Source organism: Arthrobacter sp. NPDC056493 (assembly GCF_042795115.1).
GTDB lineage: Bacteria > Actinomycetota > Actinomycetes > Actinomycetales > Micrococcaceae > Arthrobacter.
In genome coordinates this window covers 119,881-127,529 of record NZ_JBHTSL010000009.1, presented here as the reverse complement: position 1 = coordinate 127,529, position 7,649 = coordinate 119,881, and the positions used below count along the sequence as shown (strand labels likewise).

The following is a 7,649-nucleotide window of genomic DNA, read 5'->3' as shown; positions in this document are numbered from 1 at the left end:
CAACCAGACACAACCGCCCGACCACCCCACCACACCGCTCACCCCCAAAAACACACCACTCACCACGAGACCCAAATCACACCAACACCCAAACAACAAACAGGATCACCGGCTTCCAGCGTGTGGCCGCGTGCCCTGCCGATCAGGTCCAGTGCACGAGACGCCAGATAGAGGCATCTCAGGGCTGCCGAGATAGTTGGGAAGCGTCCACATGCCCTGCCCGCGCGCCCGTAGCGCGGCGGAGGTGCTGGGCTTGTTCAGAGACGGCGTGGGAGCGCCAGATGGTGTCCCAGATCCATTCAGCTTCTGCGGAGGTCGGGCTGGGTGCAGACGACGACCCCAAAGGGCGTCCGAATTTTTTCGAGCGGACAAGTTCGTGACGGCCGCGGGAGTTGACGGTCTGGCGCCCGTAGAGCGCCACCTGGCATTGGCCGTCCCGTCGGGCCCGACAGGGTCGATGATCACGTCGAGGTGCTTGCAGCCTGCACCTTGGCCTTGCAGTCGCCAGGGAGCACAATGAAGCACATGAAATTCACGTACATCTGAGGACGGTGGCCCATGTCAACAGGTCACGCGGTGGCCACCCTGGCATTAGTGGTGATGCTGTGCGGAACGGTGGGATGCAGCTCCGGCAGCAGCACTCCATCTGCGACGGTGAGCCCGACAGCTGGGAGCACGTCAACAGGCCCGTCGTCGTCGATGCCGGCATCCGGGACCGCGACCGACTCCGGTCCGGCGGCTTCGGCTACGGCTATCACGATCAAAGACTTCTCTTACCAAACGCCCGCCTCTGTCTCCCCAGGCGCGACGGTGACGGTGACAAACATGGATTCCGCTGATCATACCGTGACAGCGGACGAAGGATCGGCGTTCGATGCAGAAGCTCAGGGCGGCGGGACGGCCACGTTCACGGCTCCGTCCAAACCCGGAACCTATCCTTTCCATTGCGCGTACCATGCGAACATGCACGGGGCTCTGACCGTCAAGTAAACGGACGTTCCTGCGCCGTGGGCCAACGGCGCTCCGGGCTGGTCGGCCGGGATTCTCTGCGCCCGCAGCAGCCGGAAAGCTGCCGGAGGCCGAAAGCCCATCCGGGCACTCGCCGTGCCGATGATGAGGCGTAGTAACCAGACAGGCCTTCGGTGCAGTGCTTGGCCGCCCTGTCGGGAGGCACTGGCTTGGACCCTCGCTTTGCGGGAGGCTATTCCGAGCGATGACGGAACGGCAAACTGCATCCAGATGTTACGGTTGCCGTTGCTGCCCAGCATCCAGTGTCGCCCTTATCCCTCGCACTCGATGCAATATGAGTGGCCATCCTTTACCCGTGCGAGCTGGGACTTGTGCCGGACCAGAAAGCAGGAATAGCAGGTGAACTCATCCTTGGCCTGGGGAACCACCTGAACAATCAGTTCCTCGGCGACGAACTCCCCGCCCGGGGTCATGGCCTCATCCAGCGCATCGGTTTCGTCCAGCTCGCGGACGACGCTCCGCGCATCCGGGGCGTTAGCCGATTGCAGAGCCTCCAGCGAACGGTCCTGGGACTCCTTAACGTCGGAGCGTACCTCGTCGTAATCCGTTGCCACTTCGGTCCTTCTCTCTCGGGCGTTTTGCCTGACGGAACTGCAACGCAAATGATGTCTCCGGTGTTCCCGCAACTGGCCAACCGCATGCAGTGCCCGGGAGACCGCAAAACTTGTCCTTCGCTTCAGCCCGGTCCCCAAGCGGGAATCTTGCCAAAGCACCGCACCGGAGCCCAACCGGGCGTGCTCCCCCGGAGCGCAAGCGTTCCAATGGCTCATGATGAGAAGAGTCTCAGCGACGTCTCACCGTCGGCTCAGAGTGCAGGCCCATGATGAGACCAATAGGGCCAGGAAGGACACTGACATGTTGCTCAGCTTGGATCCAAGGTGGCCCTGAACCAAGCCGTCTAAGTGGTCCTGAATCAGGTTGACATATTCAGCCCTCCGGCCCCCGGAAAGGATATCTCGCCCTCCAAAGCCTGAGGCAACTGGCGGTCCGTAGAGGTTTGGAAGTCCGGGCAGTTCATGCGTTTGCGCGCGCCCCCTCAACGGGGCCCGGGAGAATGATCACTGGCAACATGACCGGGAAGCAGTCAGACGTCCGGCGCCGCATCGCAGTCAGAGCGGGTTTTGCGCTTTCCTTCCTGACAATTTTCTGCCTGGCCCTTTCCTTCCTGACGCCACTGGAATATCCGCGTACAGGCGGCGGCGCCACCAGTCCCGCCCGCGGTGTTGCGTCGGCGGCGGGGCCGGGTTCGCTCAGCGTGTTAGATGTGGCGAAGGAAAACCGTCGACCCGGCACTCCCAGCGACCAGGTCCCGACACGCTGGTCGTCGACGACGACGCTGGATGGATTCCTGGGCCAGTACGCGTCCACGCCCCGGCGGCGGACTGTGGACCTCGACGTCGACTCCACCCTGGGCAGCATCAACATCCAAGCCTTCCGGATCGGCTACTACAACGGAGCCGACCAGCGCATGGTCTGGGCATCCGGCGTCGTGCGGGCGCAGGCCCGATGGCCCACCGCGATGGCTAGGGCCGCTCCCGAAAACGGACGTCTTCCGGTTCCCTGCCCGTCCGGGGGCGTGCAGGTCCAGGTCCCCGCATCAGCGGTGGCAGACCCTGCCGCTGAGGTTGGATACTCCGCACCGTCCGGTGCGACGCTTTCCGCGATAGGCGCGGTCACGGAAAGCGCAGCATTTGCCCTCAAGGAGAGCCCCCGCCCTGGTCGCTAATCTGAGCTTGTGGGCGTTCAGAAGGAACCTGGCCCTCGGCGACAGGCAATGGGTTTGAACCCCTGCAAGACATCTCGACCGTACTGTACTTGGACGGCGCGGATGTGTCGGTCATACGAAGCAACCCCCTTGTGCCGCAGCCAAGTCCGGGGGTCCAGCAAACTGTCTCCCACGTATCCGGCCGTGACCGGGGCAAAGGGCCCGCTGTTGCTTCGGCCCCCAGTGTAGAGTTCGACGGGTCCGAAAGCGAGCACCAGTACGGACACGACGAATCGCCTCGACCGCCGGAAAGAACGTCGCCACCGCCGTCAGGCGGTACCTTTCGGCGACATCAAGGCCGCCACCATGCGGCACCCGGTTTCCATCGAACGCTTCGACTTGCGCGCCTTTACGCCCCGTCCGGCAGCAGGCACCCCGGACTCTGGCGGCCACTGACCAATAACGACTTCCTGCAGGCCGGCCAGCCTGGCAAGTCCCCGTGGCTGGGCCCATTTTCCCCGTGCACGGCACACCCCAGAACGGCACCGTGGATGATGCCAACTACATCCCGTACATCACCAAAGACATGGTCGGCCGCTCCCACACCACGCGGGCCATGGTCGCCACCGGCGGCGGGCTGCTCACCGACTACCCGAAGCAGCTCCGCGAGGTCGTGGCCGAGACCGGAATGAAGCTGCCGCGCAGTTACTGGCCGGCGGCCAATTCAGTGTGGCCGGGTAACGTCACGCCCCGGCCACACGAACCGTCAGCGGCTGAGCTGTCGGGACGTGGTGGCCGCGCCGAGCTTGTCCGGGTTCCGGACCAGGTACAGGCCGGTCACATGGTCATTGTCGGACTCCACCATGATGGCCAGATCGACAACAGCTCCGCTGTAAATCAGAATGGCCGGCATCCCGTTCAGTGACGACATCTCTACACGCATGTCGGGAATGGGTTTCGTGGCGATACCAAGCAGGAAGCGGGCGACGTGGTCCGCACCGACAACAGGCCTGCGCGCCGCCGAGACCTTTCCGCCACCGTCGGACAGGAGGACGGCCCCGGGCGCGAGGATATCCATGAGCGCCTGGACGTCACCCCCAAGGGTCGCTGAGATAAACCGGTCGGTGACCGCCTTTTGCCGCTGTGCATCCACTTCGAAGCGTGGTTGCCGCGCCTGCACATGCGCTTTGGCCCTGCTAGCCAGCTGGCGAACGGCCGCCGGTGACTTGCCGGTAGCGTCGGCGATCTCGGCGTACGGGAAGTCGAAGACCTCGCGGAGGACGAAGACGGCCCGTTCGTCCGGGGACAGGCTCTCGAGGACGACGAGCATGGCGAAGGAGACCGCGTCAGCCAGTACGGCATCCTCGGCAACATCGGGCAGTGTCACCACGGGTTCCGGCAGCCAGGGGCCGATGTAGTCTTCCCGGCGCCGTTGAGTTGCCCGAAGGGAATTCAGCGCCTGGCGGGTCACGGTTTTGGCCAGGTATGCCCGCTGATTCCGGATGCCGTCAGCGTCCACGGCGGACCATCTCAGATAGCTTTCCTGGAGGACGTCCTCGGCATCTGTGACGCTTCCGGTGATTTCGTAGGCAATGGTAAACAGCAGGGAGCGGTGCTCTTCGAAGACGGTTGCCGATCCCACCGCCTTACCTGGCTTCCACCGGCACGGCGACGTCGGCTGGCAGCGGGCCCTTGGGCCACCTGAACGAACCGCTCCGGCGACGCTCGCCCCGAATCCAGGACAGCGTCATTCGACACACCTGCTCTTTCGCAAGCCCTGCAAGACGGCCCTGAACGACAAACTGCCGTGGCCGGTCATCAGCGGCAACGGTCTGGATGAGCCCCGACCTGCGGCCCAGGCTGATACAGCGGAACATGAAACCGGCCGACAGCGCAGCCGCGGGCCGGTTCTGCAGGCGGGCGATCATGCTGTCCGCCGCATGTGCGCCCAGCGGCAAAGCCGTCGCGCAGCTCATCCGCAGGTGGCCGCCGACCGAGTCCGGACCCGGACAGCGTCGCCGGCCCCGAAGATCTCCGGATACTCCGGACAGGACAACGACTCGTCGACGATGAGCCTGCCTTCTGCGTCGGTGGGCAGCCCGCTGTCCCGCGCCAGGCCCGGCACGCGGAATCCCGCCGCCCAGACCGCGCAGTCGGAGGTCAGAATGTACCCGCCTGAGGTCGTCAGCGTCGAGTCATCGCGCCATTGCACGTCTGTATTTTCCAGAATTTCAACACCCAGCGCCGCAAGCCTGCTCCGCACCGCGTGTTGGCCTGAACCGGACAGGTCGCTGCCGATGATCCCGCGGGAAATGAGCCGAACGTGCAACCGCGGATACTGCTCGGCTATTTCTGCAGCTAGCTCGATGCCGGTCAGGCCGGCACCGACGATGCTGACGGCAGCGCCCTCATCCAGTTGCGAAAGCCTGGCCCGTAGACGGCTGGCGGATTCTGCATCGCCGAACCCATGCGCCCCTGCCGGCACGTCCGCCGACGTATGGCCGCTGCCGACGGCGTAGAGCAACGTGTCATAGCCGATAGGTTCGCGGCCGCTTGAGAAATACACGTGGCGGTTGACGGGGTCGATCCGCGAGGCGCTGTCCTCAATGAACTCCGCACGCCCGCTCAGGACCGATCTCATCGGTACTTGCGCCGTTGCCCTGCTCCCCGCAGCCACCTCATGCAACCGGATCCGCTGGATAAGGTCTGCACCCGGGTTGACCACAGTGACATTCAGGTCGTCCGGCTGCCTGCGCCCGGCGAGCCTGTTCGCCGCCATAACCCCGGCATACCCGGCTCCGATGATAACCACGCGACGCGATGACATTTTCAACTCCCATCAAGAGATCCGTTGTTTAACATAGGACACCGCCGCGCTACGGAATGTGACAGGGAGGGCCTTGCCGCGAAATCGAAAGTACAGGAGCCTGAGCGCCTTCCCAACACGTCCCACCCACACCGTTCATCCGCAGCCTTTCGTCACGACCCTGTTGCTAAATACGTTAGCAGCCACTAACGTATTCTCTGTGTTGGATGCCTTGGAGATTGCTGCGGAACCGAACCGGCGCCGCCTGCTTCATCTTCTGGCCGACCATGAACAGTCGGTCGGGGAACTGGCCGCCCATTTCACGGTGAGCCGCTCCGCGGTGTCACAACACCTGCTGCTGCTGGAACAGGCCGCTCTTGTGTCCGCCCGTAAAGTCGGCCGCAACAGGTATTACAAACTCAACCCGGAGGGCATGGCCAGGCTCCGCGAACTGGTCGAGCAATTTTGGACCCATGAACTGGATCTCCTGGCCGCGGACGCCGCTTCCCTGGCCAGGGACCGCCCGGCTCCCCCGCAGCATCACGCTACCTAGCCACCGTTTCGATTCAACGAAGGAACTGTTCACATGAGCTTTGACAAGACCATCCATTTGCCGGTCAGCGCCGACGAGGCGTTTGCGCTCATCACCGAGCCGGAGCGTCTGCGCCGCTGGCAGACAGTTGCAGCCCGGGTGGACCTTCGGGTCGGCGGGGAATACCGCTGGACCGTCACGCCCGGCCATCACGCAGCCGGCACTTTCCAGGAGATCGAACCGGGCAAGCGCATCGTGTTCACCTGGGGCTGGGAAACCGGCATGGACCTGGAACCCGGGGCGTCCACCGTGACCATCACACTCGAGCCCGACGCCGACGGCACCACACTGCGCCTGGTCCACGAGGGACTCACACCCGACCAGGCCGCAGCACACGCCGAAGGCTGGAACCACTACCTCGAGCGCCTGGTCGCAGAAACATCCACGGATTCGGGCGCCGGACCGGACGCGTGGGCCGCCGCCCCGGACCCCATCGATCACCTCAACTGCGCCGAGGCATCCCTCGCAGTACTGCTCGGCGTGCTGCGCAAGCTCACCCCGGCGGACCGGGACAAGGCAACTCCCTGTGAATCGTTCACCGCCCATGAGCTCCTGGATCACCTGGCCGGTTCACTGCAGCACATCGGCGGCGCCCTCGGAGCAGAGCTGTCAGACGACACGGACGCCACCCCTGAGGTGCGCATCGCCGGGCTCGCCCAGGTCTCGCTGGAAGCCTTCAGCCGCCGCGGCATCGAGGGCGCCGTCGACATGGGCTTCGCCGAACTGCCGGCCACCATGGTCGCCGGCATCCTCAACCTCGAGTTGCTCGTGCACGCATGGGACTTCGCCACGGCCACCGGACAGGAAGTCGTCGCCTCCGACGTCGTCACCGACTACGTTGAAGGGCTGGCCCAGCAGACCATCTCCGATCAGGTCCGGGCCAACGGCAGCTTCGCCCCCGCCCAGCCGGTCGCGGAGACCGCCGGCAGCCTCGAACGCCTGATCGCGTTCACCGGCCGGACCGTCGCCGCCTGACTCTCCCCCTCACGCCAGCAACCCACTCACCAAACCGACCCGAAAGCAGGAATGACATGTCCCGGTTTGTCTTCATCTACCACGCTCCTTCGACCCCGGCCGAGGCCGCGCCGGCGGCTCCGGAAGACATGGCTGCCGTCATGGAACAGTGGAACGCCTGGGGCGCCAAGGTCGGCGAGGGCCTCATTGATTTCGGAAGCCCGCTTACCCATGGAGTCCGCGTTTCCCCCGGCGGAGCCACCGCTCCGAGTCAGCGCGAGGTCGTCGGATACAGCATCATCGAAGCGGAAAGCCTCAAGGCGGCCGTTGAACTCGCCAAGCAGCACCCGCACCTGACCATGCCCGGCGGATGCGAAATCGAGGTTCACGAAGCCCAGCAGATCCCCGGCATGTAACAGGGCACAGCAAACGGACGCGTGTTCGCCGCTGCTCGACAGGCAGCGGCGAAACAGACCGGGCCCCCCCCAACACCCCCCACCCGCACCCCAGTGCCAGGGGCGGCCCGACCCCGCGGTGGAGGGGGCCACAATTTGACCGCGCGA

At 64.7% G+C, this 7,649-nt stretch carries 10 protein-coding genes; 5 read left to right on the top strand and 5 right to left on the bottom strand.

Annotated features, from left to right (window positions below):
• Nucleotides 1-569 precede the first annotated feature (569 nt).
• A complete protein-coding gene (locus ACFQ50_RS06395) occupies nt 570-758 on the bottom strand; it encodes a hypothetical protein (protein WP_377994697.1) in 189 nt (62 codons plus the stop codon).
• Here ACFQ50_RS06395 and ACFQ50_RS06390 point away from each other — a divergent pair.
• A complete protein-coding gene (locus tag ACFQ50_RS06390) occupies nt 700-990 on the top strand; it encodes a cupredoxin domain-containing protein (protein ID WP_377994694.1) in 291 nt (96 codons plus the stop codon). The two genes, ACFQ50_RS06395 and ACFQ50_RS06390, sit on opposite strands and share 59 nt — an antisense overlap.
• A 290-nt stretch (nt 991-1,280) precedes the next feature.
• Here ACFQ50_RS06390 and ACFQ50_RS06385 read toward each other — a convergent pair whose 3' ends face one another.
• Nucleotides 1,281-1,583, bottom strand: coding sequence for a DUF4193 domain-containing protein (locus ACFQ50_RS06385; protein ID WP_377994690.1), 303 nt, complete (start codon nt 1,581-1,583; stop codon nt 1,281-1,283).
• Nucleotides 1,584-2,098: 515 nt separating this feature from the next.
• On the opposite strand from ACFQ50_RS06385, the gene ACFQ50_RS06380 reads away from it, so the two are divergent.
• Nucleotides 2,099-2,755 carry a hypothetical protein gene (locus tag ACFQ50_RS06380; protein WP_377994689.1) on the top strand — a complete coding sequence of 219 codons (657 nt, stop codon included), beginning with the start codon at nt 2,099-2,101 and terminating at the stop codon, nt 2,753-2,755.
• A 745-nt stretch (nt 2,756-3,500) separates the two neighbouring features.
• Here the strand turns inward: ACFQ50_RS06380 and ACFQ50_RS06375 are convergent.
• The 3 genes from ACFQ50_RS06375 to ACFQ50_RS06365 are packed head-to-tail and all read right to left on the bottom strand — an operon-like array spanning nt 3,501 to nt 5,561.
• Nucleotides 3,501-4,376 (bottom strand): RNA polymerase sigma-70 factor, encoded by an 876-nt coding sequence (locus ACFQ50_RS06375; RefSeq protein ID WP_377994688.1) that lies wholly within the window; start codon nt 4,374-4,376, stop codon nt 3,501-3,503.
• Nucleotides 4,377-4,380: 4 nt separating this feature from the next.
• Nucleotides 4,381-4,662, bottom strand: coding sequence for a hypothetical protein (locus ACFQ50_RS06370; RefSeq protein ID WP_377994687.1), 282 nt, complete (start codon nt 4,660-4,662; stop codon nt 4,381-4,383).
• A gap of 44 nt (nt 4,663-4,706) precedes the next feature.
• Entirely contained in the window at nt 4,707-5,561 is an 855-nt protein-coding gene (locus ACFQ50_RS06365; protein ID WP_377994686.1) for an NAD(P)/FAD-dependent oxidoreductase, read from the bottom strand.
• Between the two features lie 199 nt (nt 5,562-5,760).
• Here ACFQ50_RS06365 and ACFQ50_RS06360 point away from each other — a divergent pair, with 199 nt between their 5' ends.
• The 3 genes from ACFQ50_RS06360 to ACFQ50_RS06350 are packed head-to-tail and all read left to right on the top strand — an operon-like array spanning nt 5,761 to nt 7,502.
• Nucleotides 5,761-6,093, top strand: coding sequence for an ArsR/SmtB family transcription factor (locus ACFQ50_RS06360; protein WP_377994685.1), 333 nt, complete (start codon nt 5,761-5,763; stop codon nt 6,091-6,093).
• Between the two features lie 33 nt (nt 6,094-6,126).
• Nucleotides 6,127-7,107, top strand: a complete 981-nt coding sequence (locus ACFQ50_RS06355) for a TIGR03086 family metal-binding protein (protein WP_377994684.1) — start codon at nt 6,127-6,129, stop codon at nt 7,105-7,107.
• Nucleotides 7,108-7,163: 56 nt separating this feature from the next.
• Nucleotides 7,164-7,502 (top strand): hypothetical protein, encoded by a 339-nt coding sequence (locus ACFQ50_RS06350; RefSeq protein WP_377994683.1) that lies wholly within the window; start codon nt 7,164-7,166, stop codon nt 7,500-7,502.
• The last annotated feature ends 147 nt before the right edge of the window (nt 7,503-7,649 follow it).